General features: G+C 43.6%; 20 protein-coding genes and 4 tRNA genes. 20 read left to right on the top strand and 4 right to left on the bottom strand.

Going from position 1 to position 26,266, the window contains the following annotated elements:
- The first annotated feature begins 18 nt into the window (after positions 1–18).
- The 19 genes from trxA to HGO23_RS18195 all read left to right on the top strand — a co-directional run bounded on the left by trxA (position 19) and on the right by HGO23_RS18195 (position 17,991).
- Positions 19–360, top strand: a complete 342-nt coding sequence (trxA, locus tag HGO23_RS18285; RefSeq protein ID WP_099134201.1) for a thioredoxin TrxA — start codon at positions 19–21, stop codon at positions 358–360.
- 677 nt (positions 361–1,037) lie between these two features.
- A complete protein-coding gene (gene rho / locus HGO23_RS18280) occupies positions 1,038–2,297 on the top strand; it encodes a transcription termination factor Rho (RefSeq protein ID WP_099134202.1) in 1,260 nt (419 codons plus the stop codon).
- A gap of 351 nt (positions 2,298–2,648) precedes the next feature.
- Positions 2,649–3,737, top strand: a complete 1,089-nt coding sequence (wecA, locus tag HGO23_RS18275) for a UDP-N-acetylglucosamine--undecaprenyl-phosphate N-acetylglucosaminephosphotransferase (RefSeq protein WP_209027449.1) — start codon at positions 2,649–2,651, stop codon at positions 3,735–3,737.
- A 33-nt stretch (positions 3,738–3,770) separates the two neighbouring features.
- Positions 3,771–4,826 carry an ECA polysaccharide chain length modulation protein gene (wzzE, locus tag HGO23_RS18270; protein WP_209027448.1) on the top strand — a complete coding sequence of 352 codons (1,056 nt, stop codon included), beginning with the start codon at positions 3,771–3,773 and terminating at the stop codon, positions 4,824–4,826.
- 173 nt (positions 4,827–4,999) lie between these two features.
- Complete coding sequence (gene wecB / locus HGO23_RS18265; RefSeq protein ID WP_209027447.1) at positions 5,000–6,130, top strand: non-hydrolyzing UDP-N-acetylglucosamine 2-epimerase; 1,131 nt, start codon at positions 5,000–5,002, stop codon at positions 6,128–6,130.
- A complete protein-coding gene (wecC, locus tag HGO23_RS18260; RefSeq protein ID WP_099134205.1) occupies positions 6,127–7,389 on the top strand; it encodes a UDP-N-acetyl-D-mannosamine dehydrogenase in 1,263 nt (420 codons plus the stop codon). Before wecB ends, wecC begins: the two co-directional genes overlap by 4 nt.
- Positions 7,386–8,468: a dTDP-glucose 4,6-dehydratase gene (rffG, locus tag HGO23_RS18255; RefSeq protein WP_209027446.1), complete on the top strand. Its 1,083-nt coding sequence runs from the start codon at positions 7,386–7,388 to the stop codon at positions 8,466–8,468. Before wecC ends, rffG begins: the two co-directional genes overlap by 4 nt.
- Before the next feature lie 18 nt (positions 8,469–8,486).
- Positions 8,487–9,362, top strand: a complete 876-nt coding sequence (rfbA, locus tag HGO23_RS18250) for a glucose-1-phosphate thymidylyltransferase RfbA (RefSeq protein WP_099134207.1) — start codon at positions 8,487–8,489, stop codon at positions 9,360–9,362.
- Positions 9,346–10,122, top strand: coding sequence for a dTDP-4-amino-4,6-dideoxy-D-galactose acyltransferase (rffC, locus tag HGO23_RS18245; protein WP_209027445.1), 777 nt, complete (start codon positions 9,346–9,348; stop codon positions 10,120–10,122). Before rfbA ends, rffC begins: the two co-directional genes overlap by 17 nt.
- Positions 10,109–11,257 carry a dTDP-4-amino-4,6-dideoxygalactose transaminase gene (rffA, locus tag HGO23_RS18240; protein WP_209027444.1) on the top strand — a complete coding sequence of 383 codons (1,149 nt, stop codon included), beginning with the start codon at positions 10,109–10,111 and terminating at the stop codon, positions 11,255–11,257. Before rffC ends, rffA begins: the two co-directional genes overlap by 14 nt.
- Positions 11,257–12,537: a lipid III flippase WzxE gene (gene wzxE / locus HGO23_RS18235; protein ID WP_209027443.1), complete on the top strand. Its 1,281-nt coding sequence runs from the start codon at positions 11,257–11,259 to the stop codon at positions 12,535–12,537. Before rffA ends, wzxE begins: the two co-directional genes overlap by 1 nt.
- Positions 12,534–13,619, top strand: coding sequence for a TDP-N-acetylfucosamine:lipid II N-acetylfucosaminyltransferase (locus HGO23_RS18230; RefSeq protein ID WP_209027442.1), 1,086 nt, complete (start codon positions 12,534–12,536; stop codon positions 13,617–13,619). Before wzxE ends, HGO23_RS18230 begins: the two co-directional genes overlap by 4 nt.
- Positions 13,616–15,031, top strand: a complete 1,416-nt coding sequence (wzyE, locus tag HGO23_RS18225) for an ECA oligosaccharide polymerase (protein ID WP_209027441.1) — start codon at positions 13,616–13,618, stop codon at positions 15,029–15,031. The genes HGO23_RS18230 and wzyE overlap by 4 nt, the downstream gene beginning before the upstream one ends.
- A complete protein-coding gene (gene wecG, locus HGO23_RS18220) occupies positions 15,018–15,755 on the top strand; it encodes a lipopolysaccharide N-acetylmannosaminouronosyltransferase (protein ID WP_209027440.1) in 738 nt (245 codons plus the stop codon). Before wzyE ends, wecG begins: the two co-directional genes overlap by 14 nt.
- A gap of 259 nt (positions 15,756–16,014) precedes the next feature.
- Positions 16,015–17,400 carry a bifunctional threonine/serine APC transporter ThrP gene (thrP, locus tag HGO23_RS18215; protein WP_099134214.1) on the top strand — a complete coding sequence of 462 codons (1,386 nt, stop codon included), beginning with the start codon at positions 16,015–16,017 and terminating at the stop codon, positions 17,398–17,400.
- Between the two features lie 148 nt (positions 17,401–17,548).
- Positions 17,549–17,625: transfer RNA gene (locus tag HGO23_RS18210), tRNA-Arg, on the top strand.
- 79 nt (positions 17,626–17,704) lie between these two features.
- Positions 17,705–17,780 (top strand) — tRNA-His (locus tag HGO23_RS18205).
- Between the two features lie 15 nt (positions 17,781–17,795).
- Positions 17,796–17,882: transfer RNA gene (locus HGO23_RS18200), tRNA-Leu, on the top strand.
- 32 nt (positions 17,883–17,914) lie between these two features.
- Positions 17,915–17,991: transfer RNA gene (locus HGO23_RS18195), tRNA-Pro, on the top strand.
- Between the two features lie 799 nt (positions 17,992–18,790).
- Here the strand turns inward: HGO23_RS18195 and hemY are convergent.
- The 4 genes from hemY to hemC are packed head-to-tail and all read right to left on the bottom strand — an operon-like array spanning position 18,791 to position 22,972.
- On the bottom strand, positions 18,791–19,996 hold the full coding sequence (gene hemY, locus HGO23_RS18190) for a protoheme IX biogenesis protein HemY (protein WP_209027439.1): 1,206 nt from the start codon (positions 19,994–19,996) through the stop codon (positions 18,791–18,793).
- A 2-nt stretch (positions 19,997–19,998) separates the two neighbouring features.
- Entirely contained in the window at positions 19,999–21,186 is a 1,188-nt protein-coding gene (gene hemX, locus HGO23_RS18185) for a uroporphyrinogen-III C-methyltransferase (protein WP_209027438.1), read from the bottom strand.
- A gap of 20 nt (positions 21,187–21,206) precedes the next feature.
- Positions 21,207–21,983 (bottom strand): uroporphyrinogen-III synthase, encoded by a 777-nt coding sequence (gene hemD, locus HGO23_RS18180; RefSeq protein ID WP_209027437.1) that lies wholly within the window; start codon positions 21,981–21,983, stop codon positions 21,207–21,209.
- Positions 21,980–22,972, bottom strand: coding sequence for a hydroxymethylbilane synthase (gene hemC / locus HGO23_RS18175; protein WP_209027436.1), 993 nt, complete (start codon positions 22,970–22,972; stop codon positions 21,980–21,982). Before hemC ends, hemD begins: the two co-directional genes overlap by 4 nt.
- A gap of 668 nt (positions 22,973–23,640) precedes the next feature.
- Between hemC and HGO23_RS18170 the strand changes: the two genes are divergently transcribed.
- On the top strand, positions 23,641–26,235 hold the full coding sequence (locus tag HGO23_RS18170) for a class I adenylate cyclase (RefSeq protein WP_209027435.1): 2,595 nt from the start codon (positions 23,641–23,643) through the stop codon (positions 26,233–26,235).
- The last annotated feature ends 31 nt before the right edge of the window (positions 26,236–26,266 follow it).

Below are 26,266 nucleotides of genomic sequence, written 5' to 3'. Positions count from 1 at the left end.
TACTTTGGAGTCCAAATAATGAGTGAAAAGATTGTGAATGCTGGGGTTATTCATCTGGCTGACAGTGACTTTAATGAAGATAAGCTAAAATTGGAAGGTGTCGTTCTGGTTGATTTTTGGGCCGAATGGTGTGGCCCTTGTAAAATGGTTGCGCCTATTCTGGATGAAATCGCTGTTGAGTACACAGGTAAACTAATCGTTGCTAAATTAAACGTTGATGATCATACCAAAACTGCGCCGAAATTCGGCATTCGTGGTATTCCGACGATGATTTTGTTCAAAGATGGCGAAAAAGTTGCGGTGAAAGTGGGAGCTTTGTCAAAAACTCAATTGAAAGAATTTTTGAAACCACACCTCTAATTTAGAGTTAGCTCACAGTAATTATGGGCGTTTAGCAGATAGAGTGATTTATCTTATTGACAGCTAGACGTCCGCAACGAAGCATGGTAAGTTAGCTGCCACGTGCTTATATGAAACATGCGTTAGAAAGATTTTCATAACTTATATGAAGAATTGACAGCAGGCATGTTACATACTAAACAATCTATAGTGTCTGATAAATCTGTTATCTCTGGATCACCTTGAAATATCTGATAGCATATCGTATTTAGTAAAGTATCTGAAAGCATATATAGTGAGCCATTCAGTATATAGCTTGGTGCTGAAGACGTTTTTATGCTAAACATTCCGATGATGTTTTCGTACTGGGCGTTTTATGTCGAAGCCTCCTTTTGCTGAGATAATGTTTACTAAGACAATATTTGTTAAACAGTATGTGCTGAAACAGTATTTACACTGAGATAGCTCTTGTATTGAGATTAATCACATTTCGTTATTGTCATCTCAGTTATGTTTTAACAGTTTGTTAGCCTTATTTTGAAATCAATTAGAGTACTTCAGACTATTGCCTTGTAATATAAATTAATATGTTAAAAGGTTGTATTTGTTTTGGGTACAAATAAACAGGCACCGATAACGCTGCCATACCATTCACGTTCATAGTTCGAGATATACCCCGAGTTAAAGAACCCACCATTATGAATCTTACCGAATTAAAGAATACGCCGGTATCAGAGTTGATCTCTCTCGGCGAAAATATGGGGCTGGAAAACCTGGCTCGTATGCGCAAACAAGACATTATCTTCTCTATCCTCAAACAGCATGCGAAGAGTGGAGAAGATATTTTCGGAGATGGTGTGCTGGAGATATTGCAGGATGGATTCGGTTTCCTCCGCTCAGCAGACAGCTCCTACCTTGCAGGTCCCGATGATATCTACGTTTCTCCTAGTCAAATCCGCCGTTTTAATCTCCGTACCGGTGACACCATTTCAGGTAAAATCCGCCCACCGAAAGAAGGTGAACGTTATTTTGCTCTGCTGAAAGTTAATGAAGTTAACTTTGATAAACCTGAAAATGCCCGTAGTAAAATCCTGTTTGAGAACTTGACTCCCCTCCATGCTAACAGCCGTTTACGTATGGAGCGTGGTAATGGTTCTACTGAAGATTTGACTGCTCGAGTTCTGGATCTGGCGGCGCCTATTGGTCGTGGTCAGCGTGGTTTGATTGTTGCTCCACCAAAAGCGGGTAAGACTATGCTGCTGCAAAACATCGCAGCTAATATTGCCCATAATTATCCAGATTGTGTGTTGATGGTGTTGCTGATCGATGAACGTCCGGAAGAAGTCACTGAAATGCAGCGTCTGGTAAAAGGTGAAGTTATCGCTTCTACTTTTGATGAGCCGGCTTCCCGCCACGTTCAAGTGGCTGAAATGGTGATCGAAAAAGCAAAACGTCTGGTTGAACACAAAAAAGACGTTATTATCCTGTTAGATTCCATAACCCGCCTGGCTCGTGCCTATAACACCGTTGTTCCTGCTTCCGGTAAGGTATTGACTGGTGGTGTGGATGCAAACGCATTGCATCGTCCCAAACGCTTCTTCGGTGCGGCACGTAATGTTGAGGAAGGTGGTAGCTTGACCATTATCGCGACAGCCCTGGTTGATACCGGGTCTAAGATGGATGAGGTTATTTACGAAGAATTTAAAGGCACAGGTAATATGGAGTTGCACCTGTCCCGTAAGATTGCGGAAAAACGTGTTTTCCCTGCTATCGACTACAATCGCTCTGGTACACGTAAAGAAGAGTTGCTCACTGCGCAAGATGAATTACAGAAAATGTGGATATTGCGCAAAATCATTCATCCGATGGGTGAAATTGATGCAATGGAATTCCTTATCAACAAACTGGCTATGACAAAAACAAACGAAGAATTCTTCGACTTTATGAAACGTTCGTAGTCTGTAAACAAAAATTCGCGCACTCCATATACAAAAAATAGTTAAGCGATCACTTCTTCAAAACGCCACAAAAAGTGGCGTTTTTTATTGATGGTTTAATTTAATCGCAAAGATGGCATGTATTTTGCTTTTCTATTTTTAGATACGTGTTCCCTGACGGTGCTTCGTAGATACTCCGTAAATAATGATTGATCACGATCTATGATTGGCTTTACCGATGTGTAAATTTCCTACATTGTAGGCATCTTTTTGTTGACTAGATACTTATTGAGTGAGTTTGATGTTAAAGGAAATAGTAAGAGTCAATGAATACTAGATGATCTACTGTTATTTTTGCAGAGAGTTATTATTGTGAATATTCCCAGCATAGCTGCCGAAATCTTATGCGTATTTATATTCTCATTTATATTTTTATTTGTGGCGCGTAAGTTAGCACAGCGGATTGGTCTTGTTGATAAGCCTAATTATCGTAAATGTCATCATGGAGTAATACCACTGGTAGGGGGAATATCTATCTTTTTGGGGATTTGTTTTGGTTTTGCTATAACAAAAGAATTTATCCCTCATAAATGGGTGTACTTATCTTGTGCGGGGGCATTAGTTTTTGTTGGTGCATTGGATGATCGCTTTGATCTTAGCGTAAAAATCCGGGCAACAATCCAAGCCTTAGTAGGTATTAGTATGATGTATTTCTCTGGGCTTAAGTTAGAAAGTTTGGGGGATGCGTTTGGACCATGGGAAATGGTGTTAGGCCCATTTAGCTATGTGGTTACTCTGTTTGCGGTCTGGGCTGCCATTAATGCTTTTAACATGATGGATGGCATTGATGGTTTACTGGGAGGATTGTCTTGCGTCTCTTTCGGTGCATTAGGTATTTTGCTTTATGAAAGCGGCAATACTGCATTGGCATTTTGGTGCTTTGCGTTTATAGCTGGAATATTGCCTTATATTTTTCTCAATCTGGGCCTGCTTGGTAAACGTTTCAAAGTCTTTATGGGGGACGCCGGAAGTACATTGATTGGTTTCACCATCATCTGGCTGTTGACTGAGGTGACTCAAGGGGAAAATCGTTCTATTGACCCTGTGACAGCATTATGGATCATTGCTATCCCATTGATGGATATGGTTGCGATTATGTACCGCCGATTGCGTAAGGGCATGAGTCCATTTTCCCCGGATCGTCAGCATATTCATCACTTGATCATGCGTGCAGGTTTTACTTCCCGTCAGGCATTCGTCTTAATTACCGTGGCGGCAGCTTTGTTAGCCGGAGTGGGCATTATGGGTGAACGGTTAAGTTTTGTGCCTGAATGGGTAATGTTGGTATTATTTTTGCTTACATTTATATTGTATGGTTATTGCATCAAAAGAGCATGGCGAGTTGCTCGTTTTATCAAACGGTGTAAACGTCGGATGCGTCGGGTTGCAAGCCATCATTAAAAAATAATCGGCTTATCAAAGAGGTTTGGCGCAGTGAAAAACTCAGAAACGAAATCTAATCAGGGTCAGGCGGCTATAGAGCATGAACTGGATATTCGTGCACTATGTTATGCTCTGTGGCGTGGAAAGATATGGATTATCGCACTGGCAATTATTTTCGCTGCTGTCGCTCTGGCTGCATCGTATCTGATGCAGCAAAAATGGAGCGCAACCGCTATTGTAGATTTACCGACGACGAATAATCTGGGGAGCTACTATTCACAACAGCAATTTCTGCGCAATTTAGATACACACATTAATGCTTCGCCGGAAGCTCAGTTACCGACTATTCCCGACGGTGCATATAACGAGTTCATGACGCAAATCGAGGCATATGATACCCGTCGTGAATTCTGGCTTCATTCCAATTATTACAAACAGCGCCGAGATGGCAATAGTAAAGCGGATGCCGTGTTACTGGAAGAATTGATCAACAATATTCAGGTGACACGCCGTAATGAGAAAAATGTGCAGAATGAACACATTAAATTAACGGCAGAAACAGCAATAGATGCCAACCGGCTGCTGCGGGAATATATTGCTTTTGCTAATCAACGCGCAAGCACCTACCTGAACAGTGAAATTAAAGGTGCATGGGCTACACGTACTCAATCAATGAAGGCGTTGGTCAAACGACAAGAAATGGTGGCCAAGGCAATGTATAACCGTGAGTTGAATGTCTTGCAGCAATCATTGAAGGTTGCTGAGAAACAGGGCATTCAGCGTAATCAGACGAACATCCCTCTTGATGAACTGCCTGAATCCAAAATGTTCATGCTAGGTGTACCATTGCTGCAAGCCCAGATCGAAACTTTGCAAGCTACAGGTCCCAATTACAGCATTGATTATGATCAAAATATAGCAATGTTGGCGACATTAAATGTTGGTCCTACTTTGCAGAATATTTTTCAGACCTACCGTTATCTCAGAACACCTGAAGAACCTGTCAACAGAGACAGTCCTCGCCGTGGATTTATGATGATTCTGTGGGGAGCCATCGGTATGTTGGTTGGTGCTGGAGTCGCATTAGCGAGGCGTTCGCGTACATAATTTTATGTAAATAATAACTATATAAATTTCATTTATCGCAAGAACAAATGAATGACTGTTTCAGATAGTCTGTATTTTGTATACACATACATTGGAAGCGGGATGAAAGTAATTGCAACAAATATCCCTTTGTGGAATTACCAGCAATTGATTGACAAAATAAGAGAGCCACTGTGAAAGTGTTGACTGTGTTTGGTACTCGCCCGGAAGCCATCAAAATGGCACCATTGGTACATGCTTTGGCCAGGGATAATGCTTTTGAGGCAAAAGTTTGTGTCACTGCACAGCATAGGGAAATGTTGGATCAAGTACTGCACTTATTTGGGGTTAAGCCGGATTTTGATCTCAATATTATGAAACAAGGGCAGGATCTCACGGATATTACCTGCCGGATACTTGAATCCATGAAGCCTGTATTAAGTGAGTTCAAGCCAGATGTGGTGCTGGTGCATGGTGATACGACAACGACAATGGCAACTAGTCTGGCAGCTTTTTACCAACGTATTCCGGTAGGTCATGTTGAAGCCGGATTGAGAACTGGCGATTTGTACTCTCCGTGGCCGGAAGAGGCCAATCGTAAGATTGCTGGTCATCTGGCAACATACCATTTCGCGCCGACGGAAAACTCTCGTAACAATCTCTTGCAAGAATCAATTGCAGATAACACTATTTTTGTCACGGGAAATACGGTCATTGATGCTTTGCTCTGGGTGCGTGACCGCATTATGAATGATGAAGTGTTGAGTGAACAATTTGCTGAGCTTTACCCCTTTATTGATCCCAATAAGAAAATGATCCTGGTGACAGGCCATCGCCGTGAGAATTTTGGTGGTGGGTTTGAGCGGATTTGTGAAGCGTTAGCGCAAATTGCCAGAATGCACCCTGATGTACAGGTCGTTTATCCTGTTCACCTGAATCCTAATGTGTGTGAGCCGGTAAAACGCATTCTGCATGATATTGATAATGTTATTCTTATCAATCCACAAGACTATCTGCCATTTGTCTATTTGATGGATCATGCCTACCTGATCCTCACCGACTCAGGCGGGATCCAGGAAGAAGCCCCTTCACTTGGAAAACCCGTTCTGGTCATGCGTAATACCACAGAGCGACCAGAGGCAATTGATGCTGGCACAGTGCGGTTGGTAGGAACAAAAACCCAAACTATCGTTGATGAAGTCACACGTTTGTTGACGGATGACTCTGCCTATCAACAGATGAGCCGAGCCCATAACCCTTACGGTGATGGTAAGGCTTGCCAGCGAATTCTGGAAGTATTGAAGAAAAATCAGGTGACATTATGAGCTTTGAAACAATTTCTGTTATCGGTCTTGGTTATATTGGCTTACCTACTGCAGCAGCATTTGCGTCTCGTCAGAAAACGGTTATTGGTGTTGATGTTAATCAACATGCAGTGGAGACGATTAATCGTGGAAAGATCCATATTGTTGAACCTGATTTGGATAAAGTAGTCAAAACCGCTGTTGAAGATGGCTATCTGAAAGCAGTGTCTTCCCCCCAACCCGCCGATGCATTTTTAATTGCGGTTCCCACGCCTTTTAAGGGAGCTCACGAGCCTGATATAGCTTATGTTCGCGCGGCGGCAGAATCTCTTGCTCCGGTTTTGAAAAAAGGGAATTTGATTATTCTGGAATCAACATCGCCTGTTGGTGCGACTGAGCAGATGGCAGAGTGGCTGGCAGAAGTTCGCCCTGATCTTTCGTTTCCACAGCAGGCAGGGGAAAATTCAGATATTGATATCGCATATTGCCCTGAGCGGGTACTGCCGGGGCAGGTCATGGTGGAGCTGATCAAAAATGATCGCGTTGTGGGCGGCATGACACCAAAATCGTCTTCCAGAGCAAGCGAATTGTATAAAATTTTCCTTGAAGGCGAATGTGTTGTCACCAATGCCAGAACTGCGGAAATGTGTAAGCTGACAGAGAACAGCTTTCGGGATGTCAACATCGCATTTGCTAATGAACTCTCGCTTATCTGTGCTGAGCAGGGGATTAATGTCTGGGAATTAATCAGTCTGGCAAATCGGCATCCTCGCGTTAATATTCTGCAACCGGGCCCAGGGGTTGGTGGACACTGCATCGCTGTAGATCCGTGGTTTATTGTGTCACAGAATCCTGCACAATCCCGTTTGATTCACACTGCCCGCCTTGTGAATGATGGCAAGCCACTTTGGGTCGTTGATCAAGTGAAAGCTGCGGTGGCGGACTGTTTAGTTGAAAGTGGCAAACGGGCAAGTGAAATTAAAATCGCCTGTTTTGGTCTGGCATTTAAATCAAATATTGATGATTTACGGGAAAGCCCGGCAGTTCATATCACCAAAATGGTCGCACAGTGGCATGCCGGCACCACCTTCGCAGTTGAGCCGAATATCCATAAACTGCCTCATTCACTGGAGGGTGTCGTGGAACTGGTAGATTTGCAACAGGCACTGGAAGAGGCCGACGTTGTGTTAATGCTGGTGGATCACAGCCAATTTAAGTCCATTAATGGCAATCAAATAAAACAAAAATGGGTTGTTGATACCAAAGGAGTTTGGCGTTGAAACGTATTCTGATTACTGGTGGTGCAGGCTTTATCGGCTCAGCGGTGGTTCGCCATATTATTAATCACACTGAAGACAGCGTCGTTGTTGTTGATAGCCTAACTTATGCTGGCAATCTTGAGTCATTGGCTCCGATTGCCGGACATCCTCGTTGTGTGTTTGAGCGGGTGGATATCCGTCATCGCGAAGCTTTAGATTGTATCTTTCAGCAATACCAACCTGATGCAGTGATGCATCTGGCGGCAGAAAGTCATGTTGACCGCTCCATTGATGGGCCTGCGGCTTTTATCGAAACCAATATTATTGGAACTTATACCTTATTAGAAGCTGCTCGAGCGTTTTGGCAACAATTGGATCAGGATAAGCAGGCTGCATTTCGTTTTCACCATATTTCAACCGATGAAGTATATGGTGATTTGCATGGTGATGAGGGTTTTTTCACAGAAACGACACCTTATGCACCGAGCAGCCCTTATTCTGCATCGAAAGCATCCAGTGATCATCTGGTCAGAGCGTGGCGTCGTACCTATGGTTTACCGACAGTGATCACTAACTGTTCGAATAACTATGGGCCTTACCATTTCCCGGAAAAACTGATCCCTCTGATGATCCTGAATGCGTTGGCAGGTAAACCTTTGCCCGTTTACGGTAAAGGAGAGCAGATCCGTGACTGGCTGTATGTAGAAGATCATGCACGGGCACTACATCTGGTGGTTACCAAGGCAAGACCTGGTGAAACCTATAATATTGGCGGCCACAATGAGCGCCGGAATATTGATGTAGTGAAAACTATCTGCGAATTACTGGAAGAGTTGCGTCCGGAAAAGCCAATGGGTGTTGCCTGTTATCGTGAGCTTATCACCTATGTCACTGACCGTCCGGGGCATGATATGCGTTATGCCATTGATGCAGCGAAAATTGAGCGTGAATTGGGGTGGACACCACAGGAGACATTTGAGTCCGGCATTCGTAAAACGGTGCAGTGGTATCTGGAAAATGAGAGTTGGTGGCGTAGCGTTCAGGACGGCTCTTATGCAGGAGAGCGTCTTGGTTTGGTTGATCACTGCGGGAATGAATAAACCCGCCTGGGGGACAGCATGAAAGGCATTATACTGGCAGGTGGCTCTGGTACTCGTCTCTATCCAATAACACGCGGTGTATCAAAGCAGTTACTGCCTATTTATGATAAGCCAATGATCTACTATCCGTTGTCAGTCTTGATGCTGGCAGGGATACGCGACATCCTGATTATTTCTACTGCGGAAGATCTGCCTGCCTTCAAACGGTTATTGGGTGATGGTGATCGTTTTGGTATTCACCTGAGTTATGTAGTACAACCTTCACCGGATGGTTTGGCACAGGCATTTCTGATCGGCGAGGAGTTTATTGGCGATGATGCCTGTTGTCTGGTACTTGGTGACAATATCTATTTTGGTCAAGCATTCAGTCCGAAATTGCAAAGTGTTGTGGCTCGCGGGCACGGAGCAACAGTATTCGGTTATCAGGTTATGGATCCTGAACGGTTTGGGGTTGTGGAATTTGATGAGCAGTACCGTGTACTTTCCATTGAAGAAAAGCCAGCGCAGCCAAAATCAAATTGGGCAGTAACCGGACTCTATTTTTATGACAACAAAGTCGTGGATTTTGCTAAACAGGTGAAACCTTCCGACCGTGGTGAACTGGAAATTACCAGCATTAATCAGATGTATTTGGAGTGCGGAGAGCTAAATGTTGAACTGCTGGGACGTGGGTTTGCCTGGTTGGATACTGGCACGCATGACAGTCTGATCGAGGCCAGTATGTTTGTTCAGACTGTCGAAAAACGGCAAGGTTTCAAAATAGCTTGTCTGGAAGAGATCGCATGGCGCAATGGATGGATGGATGAGGAACAGGTAAGAGCCTCTGCGACAGAGCTGGCAAAAACAGGTTACGGTCAATATTTGCTGGATTTACTCCATGTCTATTCACGTTGAACCTGTTCACGCTGATATTGAGCCTTTGGTATGGGATAGTCAGTTTTTTGGTTTATCTACTGCCCGTCTAAATTTTGTATCGGAGTTTTCTTCTACTAAGGGACGGATAACAACAACTCAGTTGGATGAATATGCTTTGGTGCAGGCGAAAGTTCCTGCGCAACAACTCTATTTGGTTGATCAGTTATCTGCTCTGGACTTCTCTCTGGTGGAAGGCGAAGCGGATTTACTGTTGTCTGTTAATTCATCATCTGTCAGTTCGTTACCTACCAGTTCAGAAGAATGTGATAAATACCAGGCATTGATAATCGCAACGCCACCGGATATTCCGGTATTGAAAGCTGCAGCGACCCGTGTGTTCGCAACCAGCCGCTTCCGTGCTCCTTGGTATCAACCGGATGACAGTGGCCGTTTTTACGCGACTTGGGTTGAAAACGCGGTTCTGGGAACCTTTGATCACGAATGTTTGCTCGTCAATGATCAGCGTGGTGGGCTTGCCGGCTTTGTCACCATGAGAAACATCGGTTGCCATGAAGCACGAATAGGTTTACTGGCAGCATTACCAGGAAAGCATCACCAGGGAATTGGAAAGAAGTTGATGTCGGCGGCGCAGCAGTGGTGTCATGGTCATAGGATACAACGGTTGAGAATTGCAACACAAATCAGCAATATCACGGCCTTGCGCCTTTATACACGTAGTGGTGCGACAATCGAAAGCACCGCATATTGGTTATACAGAGGACGAAATGATTCCATTTAACAAACCACCGGTAGTCGGCACTGAACTGAAATATATGCAACAGGCGATGACCAGTGGAAAATTGTGTGGTGATGGCAGTTTTACCAAGCGTTGTGAAGAGTGGATGGAAAAGCGTTTTAATTATTCAAACGCTCTTCATAGTTCAAAAGTGCTGCTGACACCCTCTTGTACCGCTGCATTAGAAATGGCGGCAATACTGCTGAATATCCAGCCGGGTGATGAAGTTATCATGCCCAGTTACACGTTCGTTTCGACTTCCAATGCGTTTGTGCTGCGTGGAGCGACAATTGTTTTCGTGGATATCCGTTCGGATACGATGAATATTGACGAAACCAAGATTGAAGCTGCTATCACAGATAAAACCCGTGCTATCGTGCCAGTGCATTATGCAGGGGTAGCGTGTGAAATGGATACTATCTTGGCACTGGCGGAAAAATACAATCTGTATGTCGTGGAAGATGCTGCACAGGGTGTAATGTCCACTTACAAAGGCCGCGCGTTGGGAACCATTGGCCATATTGGCTGTTTCAGCTTTCATGAGACCAAAAATTACTCTTCCGGAGGTGAAGGTGGGGCAATACTGATCAACGATAAATCCATGTTCTCCCGCGCGGAGATTATTCGTGAAAAAGGGACTAACCGTACGCAGTTCTTCCGTGGACAAGTGGATAAATACACATGGCGTGATATTGGCTCCAGTTATCTGCTGTCCGATTTACAAGCCGCTTTCCTGTGGGCACAGTTGGAAGTTGCTGGGGAAATCAATCAGCGCCGTCTGACCTTATGGGATAACTACTATCAGGCCTTGAAACCATTGGCTGAGAAGGGGCTTTTAACTCTGCCGATTGTGCCAGAAAATGTAGAGCACAATGCACATATGTTCTATATCAAACTGAAAGATGTAGAAGAGCGTAGCGAGTTTAATAGCCATATGAAAGCGGCTGATATTTTGACAGTGTTCCACTATGTAGCGTTGCACACCAGCCCAGCCGGTGAGAAATGTGGTCATTTTCACGGTGAAGACCGCTTTACCACCAGCGAAAGTGAACGTCTGGTGCGTTTGCCGATGTTTTACAATATTACTGATGAAGAGCAGCAGATGGTCATCAGCCGCATTAAGGAATTTTTTGCCTGATGTCACTTGCCAAAGCCTCAGTCTGGACGGCTGGCTCTACACTAATCAAGATTGGCGTCGGGTTGCTGGTCGTAAAACTTCTGGCCGTCTCCTTTGGCCCGACAGGCGTGGGGCAGGCGGGCAATTTCCGCCAACTCATTACTGTTCTGGGTGTACTGTCTGGTGCGGGGATCTTTAACGGTGTTACCAAATATGTTGCGGAACACCATGTTGTAGAACAGCATGTTGTAGAACACCATCAGCAACCGGAAAAGCTCAGAGCAGTATTGGGAACATCATCCTCAATTATTTTGGGGTTTTCTACCCTGCTGGCGATAGTTTTACTCTTATTCAGCGACACCATCAGTATCAGTTTGTTTGGTCATAACCATTACAAAATGGTTGTGCAGGCGCTCGCATTTATTCAAATGGGAATCGCTTATGCCAACTATTTTCTGGCTATTTTGAAGGGATTTCGCGATGCTCAGGGAAACGCACTGGCGATAATATTGGGTAGTCTAGTCGGTGTGATTGTCTATAGCCTTTGCTATTGGTTAGGGGGGTATGAAGGCGCTCTGATAGGGTTGGCTTTAGTGCCTGCTTTGGTAGTGTTGCCGGCAGTGGTTATCCTTCTGCGTCGTAAAGTTATTGCGTTTTCGATATTGAAACCTCTCTGGGATCCTGCGATTGCCAGCCATTTGGGGAAGTTCACTCTGATGGCGTTATTGACCTCCATCACACTGCCAGTCGCCTACATCATGATGCGAAATTTGATGGCAGAGCGTTATAGCTGGGAAGAGGTTGGTATCTGGCAGGGAGTGAGCAGTATTTCAGATGCTTATTTACAATTTATCACGGCTTCTTTCACGGTTTATCTACTGCCGACCCTTTCCCGATTGGAAAATAAAAACGAGATTGCCAGTGAGATAGTGAAAGCGTTGAAATTTGTCTTACCGGCCGTAGCAGTTTCTAGCTTTTCAGTCTGGTTATTGCGTGATTTTGTTATTTGGTTACTGTTTTCTGATAAATTTACCGCAATGCGGGAACTATTTGCATGGCAATTGGTAGGTGATGTTCTGAAAGTTGGTGCTTATGTTTTTGGTTATCTGGTGATAGCGAAAGCAGCACTGCGTTTTTATCTATTGGCTGAAATCAGTCAATTTCTATTGTTGACCAGTTTTTCGCATTGGCTGATCCCCGTTAATGGGGCGCTGGGAGCAGCTCAGTCATATATGGCTACTTATATTGTTTATTTTATTCTTTGTTGTAGCGTATTTATTATTTATCGCGGACGAGCATGACAACCTTAATCCACGTTTTGGGATCGGATATCCCACATCACAATCAAACGCTACTGCGTTTTTTTAATGACGTCTTGGCACAGGAAATAAATTCTCCAGCCAAACCGTGTTTTATGGTGGTGGCGCAAGAGCATTCATGGATAACAGAGAATTATCCTGCTTTAACCATCTCTGTTTATGAGAGTAAAGCGGCACTGTCGAAGGCCGTAATAGCACAGGCGCAAGAAGACAGAGCCAGACGTTTCTTTTTTCATGGACAGTTCAATACAGGATTGTGGATAGCTTTATTGATTGGAAAAATCAAAAGTCATCAATTCTGGTGGCATGTATGGGGAGCCGATCTGTATGAGGATTCCCGTCAGCTTAAATTTCGTCTGTTCTATCTGTTACGCCGTTTAGCGCAGAAACGGATAGGAAAGGTGTTTGCTACACGTGGCGATCTCAATTATTTCGCAGCGTTCAACCCTAATGTACCGGCTTCACTGCTGTATTTTCCAACGCGTATGGCACCTTCGCTGGTGGTGAAGGAAAAATCCTTTTCATCTGAAGGGGTCACTATTCTGTTGGGAAATTCAGGAGATAAATCCAATCGTCATATTGAAGCATTGCACAAAATTCATCGTCAATTTGGCACAGAAGCCCGTCTCATTCTGCCAATGGGTTACCCTGATAATAATCAAGCCTATATCCAACATGTAGAACGAACTGCATTATCGTTGTTCCGGGCTGAGAATATCTGGATGTTGAAAACAAAACTGGCTTTTGACGATTATTTGTCATTGCTGCGTCAATGCGATTTGGGCTATTTCATTTTTAAGCGCCAGCAGGGGATAGGAACTCTTTGCCAGTTGATTCAGTCAGGTATTCCATTTGTTTTGAGTCGTCAGAATCCATTCTGGCAAGACTTAACCGAGCAGCAAATCCCCGTTCTGTTTGATGGTGATGAGCTGAATAAGCACTGGGTGCAGGAAGCACAGCGTCAGATGCTGTCTCTTGATAAAAAGGCGATAGCCTTTTTTGATCCTAAATTTGTAGAAGGGTGGAAAATTGCCCTGTTGGAAGCATCTGGAGAGTTTCAATGACTTTGGCGCAATTCGGTGGGTTATTTGTTGTTTACACCATCTCGTTGATCTTCATTCTTACATTGATGTATCAGGAGTTTCGACGTGTTCGGTTTAACTTCAATATCTTTTTCTCATTACTTTATTTACTGACATTTTATTTTGGTTTTCCACTGACGAGCATATTGGTCTTTCAGTTTGATGTACAAGTAGTGTCGGTAGATTCATTGCTACATGCGATGCTGGCGTCGGGCTGTTTTTATGCCATTTATTTTGTCAGTTATAAAATACGGCTCAGGTATCGGATTCCTGACAATGATACAGCATCCAATAATGTTGTATCTCGTAAGCCTTTGTTCACCATGAATCGGGTAGAAACCAACCTGACCTGGCTGCTGTTGGCAGGTATTGCGATCGTTACTGTTGGCTCTTTCTTCCTACAAAATGGTTTTCTGTTGTTTAAGCTACAGTCCTATAGCCAGATATTTTCCAGTCAAGTTTCCGGGGTGGCACTTAAGCGCTTTTTCTATTTCTTTATTCCTGCCGTGCTGGTGGTGTTTTTCCTGAAACCGACTAAGGTTCGCTGGCTGTGTTTTTTAGTGGGAACGGTTGGGTTCGGTATTCTGACTTATATCATTGTCGGAGGAACACGGGCCAATATTATTATTGCGTTTGCGTTGTTCTTGTTTATTGGGATTGTCCGGGGCTGGATTACGCTGTGGATGTTGCTTGTGGCGGGAGTCATGGGGATCGTTGGTATGTTCTGGCTGGCATTGAAGCGCTATAGCCTTGATGTGAGTGGTGCAGAAGCTTTTTATACCTTCCTGTACCTTACCAGGGATACTTTTTCTCCGTGGGAGAATTTGGCTCTGTTGCTGGATAACTATCATAAAATTGATTTTCAGGGATTGGCACCGATTATCCGTGACTTCTATGTCTTTATTCCAGGCTGGGTTTGGCCGGACAGACCTAATTTGGTCTGGAACACAGCCAATTACTTTACGTGGGATGTGCTGGATAACCACTCTGGTCTGGCGATTTCTCCTACCTTAATCGGTTCATTGGTCGTCATGGGCGGGGTATTCTTTATACCGCTTGGTGCAGTTGCCGTTGGTATGATTATCAAGTGGTTTGACTGGATTTATGAAGCAGGAAAACAGGAAACAAACCGTTATAAAGCAGCCATTTTACAGGCATTCTGCTTTGGGGCGATTTTTAACATGATAGTCCTTGCCCGTGAAGGTGTAGATTCTTTTGTCTCCCGTGTTGTGTTCTTTGGTATCGTTTTTGGCCTGTGCCTGATAGCCGCGAAATTGCTGTATTGGTTGTTCGATAGTGCAGGCGTTGTCCGAAAATTTGTCATCAATAATTTGTCTGCATCACAAAAAACACCTGTTATGGTGGGTGTAAGGAGAAAAAATGGCGATGAATAACATTCCTAAATATCGTATCCGAGGACTCAGCCTGTGGGGATTTCGTAGAATGCCCCATTTTCTTGATCACCTTTTTCAGGATGGGCAGGTAAAAACAGGAACATTGGTGGCAATCAACGCAGAAAAAGTACTCACTGCGGAGAAAGACAATGCGCTGAGTATGTTGCTGGATGAAGCAGAATATCTTTATGCGGATGGTATCAGTATTGTACGTGCTATCCGGCGTAAGTATCCTGATGCACAAGTGTCCCGCATTGCGGGAGCTGATTTATGGGAAGCTTTGATGGAACGTGCTGGGCGCGAAGGTACACCAGTATTTCTGGTGGGTGGAAAACCTGAAATTCTGGCACAGACAGTAAATAAACTTCGCAATCAGTGGAACGTCAATATTGTTGGCAGTCAGGATGGTTATTTTACTGTTGAAGAACGTGATGCGGTATTTGGACGAATCCATGCCAGTGGTGCGCAGATAGTCACAGTAGCAATGGGGTCGCCAAAACAGGAGATTTTCATGCGTGATTGTCGAAAAGGGCATCCTGGTTCACTGTATATGGGAGTCGGAGGAACGTATGATGTGTTCACCGGACATGTTAAACGTGCGCCGAAAATCTGGCAGAATTTAGGTTTGGAATGGCTCTATCGTCTGCTATCACAGCCCAGTCGTATCCGCAGACAAATCAAATTATTGAAATTTTTGGGGTATTATTACAGTGGTAAACTGTAAGTTACGATTTGATTGTTATAACCCATAGTGTCCGGCTTAATGGCTTAATATTGGTGCTTGATACGGTGGGTTGTCTTATCCTAGCTACGTAATTTGGCCGTCTCCGTTGACTCTATTTTACAATTTTCTATTTCACTGATGGGCAAAACGTGTTTTGATCCCCGCCTTTTTACGACTGATCTTCACAACCATTGATTATCAATTCCTGTATTTTTTCTATTTGCAAATATAGACATCATAAAAATGGATAGGGAGTTTTATGAGTGATTCAAAACAGAGTCTGCAAAGGGGACTTGAGGCACGCCATATTGAGTTGATTGCACTAGGCGGCACAATCGGTGTTGGGCTGTTCATGGGATCCGCCAGCACTCTGAAATGGGCTGGCCCATCGGTATTACTGGCTTATATTATTGCTGGTCTTTTTGTCTTTTTTATTATGCGGTCGATGGGGGAAATGTTGTTCCTTGAACCTGTCACTGGCTCATTTGCTGCTTTTGGACATAAATATCTTAGCCCTTACTGGGGATGCTTGACAGCCTGGGGCTATTGGTTTATGTGGGTTTCAGTGGGAATTTCAGAAATTACCGCGGTGGGGGTTTATGCTGAACTCTGGTTTCCTGATTTGCCCCAATGGGTTTCTGCACTGGCCGCTGTTGGTCTGGTAGCGTTAGCGAACCTGGCTGCTGTGCGATTGTATGGGGAGTTGGAATTCTGGTTTGCTATGATCAAAGTCACCACAATTATCGTGATGATCCTGGTCGGTATTGGGCTGATATTTTTTGGGTTAGGTAATGATTGGCAAGCTATCGGTTTAGATAATCTGACTGCCCACGGTGGTTTCTTCTCTGGGGGCTGGCAAGGTTTCCTGTTTGCCCTTTGTATTGTGGTTGCTTCGTACCAAGGGGTGGAGTTGGTTGGTATTACCGCAGGTGAAGCTAAGAACCCACAAATTACGCTGAAAAAAGCGATCAACAATATCCTGTGGCGAATTTTGATCTTTTATGTCGGAGCGATTTTCATTGTTGTTACCTTGTTCCCGTGGACAGAAGTGGGGACTCATGGCAGCCCGTTCGTGATGACTTTTGCTAAAGTTGGCATTACTTCTGCGGCAGCAGTAATCAACTTTGTTGTATTGACTGCGGCGCTTTCGGGATGTAACAGTGGAATGTACAGTGGGGGCAGAATGCTGTATGCCTTGGCTGAAAACCGTCAATTGCCAGCTTCATTGCTTAAGCTTTCGAAAAACGGTGTACCTGTAAGATGTATCTCGATCACCATTGGTTGCCTGATTGCAGGCTCCTGTTTGAATTATTTGATCCCGGAACCACAGGCTGTTTTTGTTTATGTTTATAGTGCCAGTGTACTGCCGGGAATGGTGCCGTGGTTTGTTATTCTGGTGAGCCAACTGCGTTTCCGCCAACACCACCAAGAAGCGTTGAAACAGCACCGGTTTAAGTCGATACTTTTCCCTTACGTCAATTACTTGACATTGATTTTCTTATCCTGTGTATTGATTGGCATGGCGATTAATCCTGATACCCGTTTTTCATTGATCGTTGGTGGGGTCTTTTTGCTGATCGTGTCACTCATTTATTGGGGGGCAAAGTTTATCCGGGGGAAAAAACAGATAGAAAATATAGTTTGATTTTCAATCAACGGAACAATTTGCGGTGGATAAATGCTGGCTTTATCAACTAAATGAATAAAGCATAATCAAACGCATTATTTATCTTAAAAAAGCACTGGACAGTTGGAGATTAAATCCGTACTATCCTCCACCGCAACGGCGTTAAGCGCCCGTAGCTCAGCTGGATAGAGCGCTGCCCTCCGGAGGCAGAGGTCTCAGGTTCGAATCCTGTCGGGCGCGCCATTTAAAGCGTGCAAGAGCAGTGACGATGAGTTATCGTGGTCAGCAGCATTGTAGGTAGTAAGAAAAGATAGTTGTTATGGTGGCTATAGCTCAGTTGGTAGAGCCCTGGATTGTGATTCCAGTCGTCGCGAGTTCGAGTCTCGTTAGCCACCCCATCTTTTTTATGACATGCGAGGGTGGCGGAATTGGTAGACGCGCTAGCTTCAGGTGTTAGTGTCCTTACGGACGTGGGGGTTCAAGTCCCCCCTTTCGCACCATAAGAAAGAGATAGATGTATTAAAAATGTATTCGGCGAGTAGCGCAGCTTGGTAGCGCAACTGGTTTGGGACCAGTGGGTCGGAGGTTCGAATCCTCTCTCGCCGACCAGATTCTAAAGAAATAGCCCTGCCAAAATCAGGGCTTTTTCTCGTTGTATTCAACAGAAAATTTTCTCTTTTTCTTTCTATTTCTTTCTTTTCTTGTAATTAATTACTTTGAAATTAATTGTTTTATATGTTTGCAATTTTATTAACTTTTTATTTTTAAAGTTATTTAATGTTCAGTGTTGTATTTCAACGACAAACCATCCCATCCTGTGTCTCCAATTAGAGACATTTAACTAATTGATTAAACTTATCTATGTCTGACATGTGGAATAGGCGTCTCAAATAAGAGACGGTATTTAGCGTGTTTTATGGAAAGGTGATATATCAGCCACACTCCGGCCATATAGTTTGGGAGAAATTCTCTTATGATCGTTGCTATATCTTGATATTAGGTTAGGAAATTAGCTTGGTATAAGAAAATTGGCATGAAAAGTGCATTAATAAATTAGTAGATACTCATCCTACTCCTTATGACAGCATAGCTTCATAAACCTCTGGATGATGTAGAGCTGATTGTCAGTGCCTATGGTTCATGTTATAGATGAGTAAGCATATGGTCTTTTCATCAGAAACCGGACACAACGTTGAGTGAGGCACTATACCGTCTGTAGACCTGATTGTATTTATACACCTGTCTTATTTGATAGGTGTTTTTTTTATCTTTTGCTTAGCGTTTTCTTACTCAGCCCCTGCATTAACTTCCTTAAGCTCCTTGTATGTATCGAAATTTTTGCCATGGTTAACAATTTGGATTAAGAATCATCGTTAACCATGGCTAATTTTAATTTAAAGGAAAATATTTATGCTTCTGTATCACTCTCACGTTTCAGTGTCAGCATAAAGCCTTTAGTACGTATTTGAGCGGCTTCTTCGCGTTTGTGCAGCCTGTCCAGTGCATCGGCAAGCCAGGCATAATCATGAGCATCAGGACGCTGTGCAAGAGCTGCCTTGAAGGCGGTTTCTGCTTTTGACCATTCCCCATGACGCAATGCCACTTGCCCCAATGTACTGTTAAGTAAAGGTGTTGCACCGTGTTGTTTCAACAAATGTGAAAGCGATTTTTGCACAGCTTCAGCATTATCTGCCTTTAAGTGGGGGAGTAACAATAACAGCCGTTCATCGTATTGCTGTTTTAACCCATTGAGAATAATTTGTTGTGCAGTTTCATGATCGTTACATTCAATCAGATGTTCGGCCATAGCAACCTGTAACGCAGTGTCATTGCGAACTTTGCGGCTTTGATCTTTCCACCATGCTTTCAGTCCAGCACTGCCTTTCTCTGCCATGCTCTGGTTCATCAGGCCGATATAAGCTTGCTGATGCAATTGAGCCACGTGTTCTTCATCATGCAAACCAATTTTTGTTATTGAAGGTAAAATATCAATCAGGTATTGGTAGGCACCTGAACGTGTATATGCCTGTTCAGCCAGCCGCAACACTTCTGGATGTCGTGGTGCTTGATTGAGTAACTTATCCACACCGTTACGGGCTGCATGAACTTCCCCTTGTGCTAATTGGATGCGCACACGGGTAATATCGACAGGTAGTTGATCTTTATCAGCCACTTCTGCGGCACGCTCGATATATTGATTGGTACGAAAATAATCACCACGCTGCTGGGCAGCTTCCGCAGCAAGCAGATAGTTAACGACAGGGTTTTCTGCATGATCAACATTGCGGGTCATTAAGTGTTCAACCTGTTTAAAATCCCCTTCAGCCAGTTTGAGCAATGCCTGCTTGGTTTGTAACCGAGCCCGGTTGCGTTTATACCCACCAAAGATCCAGCTATGGGTAAAAGTACCGGTGCGTTTTAATCTGCGGTAACACCAACCGATGAAAATCAGTAGGAATTGCAGCAAGAGGAACATAATCACCAAACCGGTAACGCTGGTAGTGATATCGTAATTGTCTGTCTGGATAAGAACATATCCTTGATGCCCGGATAACAAAGGGCCAAGTACAATACCTATGATAAGGATGATGAACAGCAATAATATTTTTAGCATGTTCAGCCCTCCTTAGCGGGTGTTTCTGCCTGATTAGAGCCTTTTTCAGATTTCGTCTGAGGCTGAATTTCTGGTTGAACTTGGGACTGATAAAGTGACTGGTGTGGCAAGTTATAAATACGCTTGCGCACTAAATCTGCCAGTACGGTCTGGCTACTTAACTGTTCTGGTATGTCAATGGAAAGTGGTCGTTTTTCCAGTTTATCTACCTCATTCAGGAAAGTTGCTGTATCTGGCATAGATGTATCAAAATAAGCTCTTACCCAGGTTGAAACAGATTTTAATGATTCTTTGTAAGTATCAACTTGTCGGCGAGGAGCTGCCTGGGCTGCTATCAACAGTTTGGAGCGGATATTTTCCCGTAGATAGATCTCCTGTTTTGGTGCCAACAGAGGTTCTTTAGAGCCATCATGAGGTTTGATGGTAATGAAATTATCCATAAAGCTATGCCAGCTTTTGCTCAGATTTTCGCGCCAGTCAGAGAGTGAAGCACTGATCCCTTTATCATCTTCATCCATCGGCTTCCCTTGTTCCACACTATCAACCAGCGGCAAGTTATCTACCTGATTTGATAGTTGATTCAAGGTGAGAATAATGCCATCTATATCTACCTGGTTGATTTTGGATAGTATGTCGATATCTTGCATAATAGCTGAGCGAGCATGCAGTAAACTAGGATCATTCATTTCTGCAAGGCTGCTGTCTGCATCTTTCAGCAGTGCGATCGCGGTGGCAATATCCTGATCACCCCATATCTTGCGATTTGCCATTTTTATGAGAAAATTTGCCTGTGCCAACCGCCAGTTTTCGAAGTCAGAATTTGTAATTGCGGACATTCGATCCTGAAGTTCTGCCATGCGGTTGTCTAATTGCTGTCTTTGTGTCTTGGCTTGCTCCAGGGCATTTTTCATTGCTTCAATTTTGTCATCTGCATCTTGTTTATCCGCAGACTGTTGTTGCACGAGAGAAGCAACTTGCTGTTGCAGCGTGAGGTTTTCGGCTTCTAATGCTGCATTCTGTTGTTTACCATGATAAAAAAGATAAATACCACCCGCACCTATTGCCAGCGTAATAGCAATTGAGAGTGTATTGCCCACCCATCCGTAACTTCTGGATTTACGAGAAGCCTTTTCAGGCTTCTGAGGGAGTGTTGTCTCAACCGCATCAGTGGATTTCTTTTGTTCCGTCATAATGGACATCCCATATTGGTTTATTCCAGCGCCTGCATTAAGGCGTCATTATCTGCACTCTTAGCGACTTTTATTTCTTGCCAGCCCAGCGTTCGGGCAATATTGGCGAGGCGTTCGCTGACCACAATTAGTCGGCAACCTAATAACCACGCTTTGCCATTACCGCTATTCTCAGTGCTACTATCTTCACTGCCATCACCTTCAGTAACTAAGTTATATAACAGTTGCAACATTTCGCCACTTGTAACAACGATGGTTTTTATACCACATTGTTGCCAATGATGATTGAACTCAGTTGTGCAATATTTGACTGGCTGACGTGAATAACATTCACAGTAATCGATTGCTCCTCCCCGCATCCTCAAGGTTAAAGCAATCATCTCTCGGCCACCATTGCCCCGGAGTAATAAAATCTTTTTATTCTCCATTTTCTGTAAGGTAGGCAGTTGCAGGAGATCTTCACTTGTTTCTCCTTGCTCTGACCAGAGAATGTCTTTTCCCGTTTGTTGATGAAAGAGCAAGGAGGTCGATTTGCCGATACCATAATAGGATAGCTTGTCAGGCCATGAGAGGCCTTCTTGTACAAGCTGTTCGTTGGCATAATGCACGGCATTTTGGGATAGCAGAAAAACGAAATCACCCGCTGATAGCTGTTGCAGTTTTTGTGCCAGCAAGGGCAACTCAGCACCAGGGTAAATAGCAATAAGTGGCGCACTAAATGCTGTTTTACCGATAGCTCTTAACTGATTGGTCAATGCTTCTCCTGCGGGGGCAGGACGGGTGACTAAGATGCTCATGCAGGTGGGTTCCTTTGATATACGTCAGCCAGGATCTGGCGTGCACCTTTCTCTAATAACTCTTCTGCCAATGATATACCCGCCAGGCGGGCCTCTTCTGGTGATACCATTTTTTCACTGTGAGTTCTTTCACCGCGAATAGTTCTTTCACCGTAAGTAGTTCTTTCGCCACGAATAATGGCACTGCCATCAGGTGCGCCAACAAGGGCACGCAACCAGATATTACTGTCCTGCCAGATAGCATAACTACCAATGGGAACCTGACATCCCCCTTCAAGGCGGGTGTTCATAGCACGTTCAGCGAGGACACAAATCTCTGTTCTCTGATGATTTAAGGGAGCAAGCAGCTCACGAGTCTGTGTATCATCCAGGCGGCATTCAATACCAACAGCACCTTGGCCGACAGCAGGAAGCAGCAATTCCGGTGCTAATGGCATTCGGATACGTTCTTCCAGCCCTAATCTCTTAAGGCCCGCAGTTGCAAGGATAATGGCGTCATAATCACTATTGTCGAGTTTGCTCAAACGGGTGCCGACATTACCACGTAAGTCGCGGATCACGAGATCAGGGCGCAACTGGCGAAGCTGGCACTGGCGGCGTAAGCTGGATGTTCCAACAATACTGCCTGCGGGCAGTTCATCAAGTGAGGCGTATTCTACTGAAACAAAAGCATCTCGTGGATCATCCCTTTCACAGATTGTGACCAATCCCAAACCCTCAGGAAATTCGACAGGGACATCTTTCATGGAGTGAACAGCGATATCCGCCCGGTTTTCAAGCATTGCTAATTCCAGCTCTTTCACAAATAATCCTTTACCGCCAACCTTTGCGAGTGGCGTATCAAGGATTATATCTCCGCGAGTGATCATTGGAATTAACTCAACTTTTAGTTGAGGATGGAAATGTTCTAGTTGCTTTTGAACGTATCGAGCTTGCCACATAGCTAAAGGGCTTTGGCGAGTTGCAATGCGAATGGTTTTCATTGTCATGGGTAATTATCTTGGATAATTGTATTAATTAACGGCAATTGGAGATTTTTATCTCCAAAGAGTGAAAAAATAGAACAGTAAAAATGGCTCAGTTTTAACACTTCAATAATTTTTTTTCCAGTTAAGAAAAAGCCAGAATAGTATATAAATATACAGCCCGAAAAGATAAAAATAATTTTAAACATTAAAATAATGCTTTAATTAAATGGAGAAAATAAACAAAAAGATTGAATTAAAATCAAATTGCTATTTGAAATTTATCTTTTTCGAAAAAAGAGAAAAATATTTATTAATTAAAAGTAATATTAATGAAACAGTTATGCAAAATTCGGCGTTTACAATACCTTACAGCAATGATACAGAAAATAGTCAGTTATAATACCTATTTCAAAAAAACATATTTTAGTATCAAATTTGTGATTAAATTAATATTTTACAACGAGTTAATTGATTTTTAGATGTTGTGTGGACGATGAAAAGATGATATTGCGGACTTTACGCCTTGACTGCAAGGTGTTAAATTGATCACGTTTCCGATAATAAGTTTGTAAAAAATTCTAAAAATAGTCTTGTAATACGACCTGTTAACGAGTATCGGACGTTAACGGTGGCTGAGCGTTAGCGGAAACTGGCGATTGTAAGCACTGGAACTGAAACAGGCGAAACTCTTGTATCTTTATATTGAAACGCTGAAGCAGCGACTGGATGCAATTAATCAGCTTAGGTTAGAGCGTGCGACTAATTCAATGAGCGCCGCGTTTAAGCAGGTTTATAATTTAATTCCAGTATTATTACACTACCATCATCCAATGATGCCGGGTTATATCAAAGATGACGTTCCTCATGGTGTCTGTTTTTTTGTGCCTGATGAAACCCAGCAATTTTGGATTAATGACCTGGAATACCAGCTTACTGGAGTTTTCTCACCCTCCTTTAATGGTGAACTGCCAATTACGGGTATTTACTCAATGGGCAGTACTTCTTCTATCGGACAGAGTTGCTTTTCTGATTTAGATATTTGGGTTTGTCATCAATCCTGGCTGGATAGTGGTGAAAAAGCGCTACTGGAACAGAAATGTATTTTAATAGAGCAGTGGGCTGCTTCACTGGGTATTGAAGTAACCTTCTTTTTGATTGATGAGAATCGCTTTCGCCATCATGCCTGCGGCAGCCTGAATGGCGAAGATTGTGGTTCAACTCAGCATATCCTTCTGCTGGATGAATTTTATCGCACTGCGGTCTGCATGGCGGGTAAGCGCCTGTTGTGGACGATGGTTCCTGTGGAAGAGGAAGGAAATTACGATGAGTACGTGCTTTCTTTATATGCACAGGGTGTTTTAACCCCGAATGAGTGGTTGGATCTGGGCGGATTAGGTGAATTGTCAGCAGAAGAATATTTTGGCGCCAGCCTGTGGCAGCTTTATAAAAGCGTAGATTCTCCTTATAAATCTGTATTGAAAAGCCTGTTGCTGGAAGCCTATTCGTGGGAATACCCGCACGGCAAATTGCTGGCGATGGAGATGAAACAGCATTTCCATGATGGCTCGATTGTTTCTTTTGGCCTTGATGCTTACAGCATGATGCTTGATCGTGTTACCCGATACCTTACCGATACTAACGACATCACACGTTTGGATTTGGCACGTCGCTGCTTTTACCTGAAGGTTTGCGAAAAAATTCAGGAAAGTGGTGACGATAGTAAAGAGTGCTCAGGATGGCGACATCAGATTATCTCTCAGTTAGTGCAGGAATGGGGCTGGAATAACGATAAACTGGCAATGTTGGATAACCGTAACTCATGGAAAATCGAGCAGGTACGCGCAGCTCACAATGAACTGCTGGATACCATGATGCAGAGTTATCGCAATCTTATCCGTTTTGCCCGGCGTAACAATTTAAGTGTGAGTGCTAGCCCACAAGACATTGGCGTATTGACCCGTAAATTGTATGCTGCGTTTGAGGCGCTGCCGGGTAAAATCACGTTGGTAAACCCACAAATTTCGCTGGATTTGTCAGAACAAGATTTGACATTTATTTATGTCCCACCAGGGCGGGCAAATCGTAGTGGCTGGTATCTTTATAATCGAGCGCCCGCAATAGAATCCATCATTGGTCATCAACCGCTGGAATATAATCGTTATTTGAACAAATTGGTGGCATGGACATATTTCAACGGGTTGCTGACGGAAAAAACCCGTATTCATATTCATCATGGCGAGCTTCAGACTGACAAGAAGAAATTGCGCGATTTGGTGAGTGATATTTCTACTCATTTCCCTATCCGATTGCCAGCACCGACGCCAAAGGCATTATACAGTCCTTGTGAAATCCGCCACCTGGCAATTATTGTGAATCTGGAAACCGATCCAACCATAAATTTTTCCAATCAGATTGTACATTTTGATTTCAGAAAGTTAGATGTATTTAGTTTTGGTGAGTCACAGCAATGTCTGGTGGATAGTATCGACCTGCTTTACCGTAATTCATGGAATGAAGTGAGAACACTGCATTTCAGCGGTGAACAATCCATGCTGGAAGCGTTGAAAACGATACTGGGAAAAATGCACAGAGATGCAGCACCGCCAGCTAGTGTTGAAGTTTTTTGTTATAGCGAGCATTTGTGTGGATTAATTCGCACCCGCATCCAGCAGTTGGTTTCAGAGTGTATCGGGTTGCGTCTCTCCAGTAATCGGCAGGATCCTAACCGCTTCAAGGCACTACGCATTTCTGGTCAAACTTGGGGGCTGTTTTTTGAACGGCTCAACGTTTCAGTGCAAAAACTGGAAAATGCGGTGGAATTCTATGGTGCAATTTCAAATACCAAGCTACATGGTCTGCCAGTTAAAATTGATGCTAAAGAAAAACATCTGCCCCCTGTCATTGATGGTTTTGCCTGTGAAGGGATAATTCAGTTTTTCTTTGAAGATATTGAAGGTAATCAAGAGTTCAATATCTATATTCTGGATGAATCAAACCGGGTAGAAATTTATTTCCATTGTGAAGGAAGTAAAGAAGAATTGGTGCGTGATGTCAGCCGTTTTTATTCTTCATCGCATGATCGTTTTACCTATGGCTCCAGTTTTATCAATTTTAATTTGCCACAGTTCTATCAAATCGTTAAGAAAGGCGAGCGTACTCATGTAGCACCATTTATGGATGGTAAGTCGCCGTTGGATAATGAAACACGAAGTATTATTGATCTGGAGCTGGATGAAGTATTCAGGGCAAATAATGACCCGTTTCATTCTTTGTACCACTATTGAGAGTGGGTTATAGTTAGGTCATAGTTGTAGT

Source organism: Xenorhabdus budapestensis, assembly GCF_017743015.1.
In the GTDB taxonomy this organism is placed as follows: Bacteria; Pseudomonadota; Gammaproteobacteria; order Enterobacterales; family Enterobacteriaceae; genus Xenorhabdus; species Xenorhabdus budapestensis.
The sequence above is the reverse complement of the archived record's forward strand: the minus strand, read 5'-3'. Positions and strand labels throughout refer to the sequence as shown.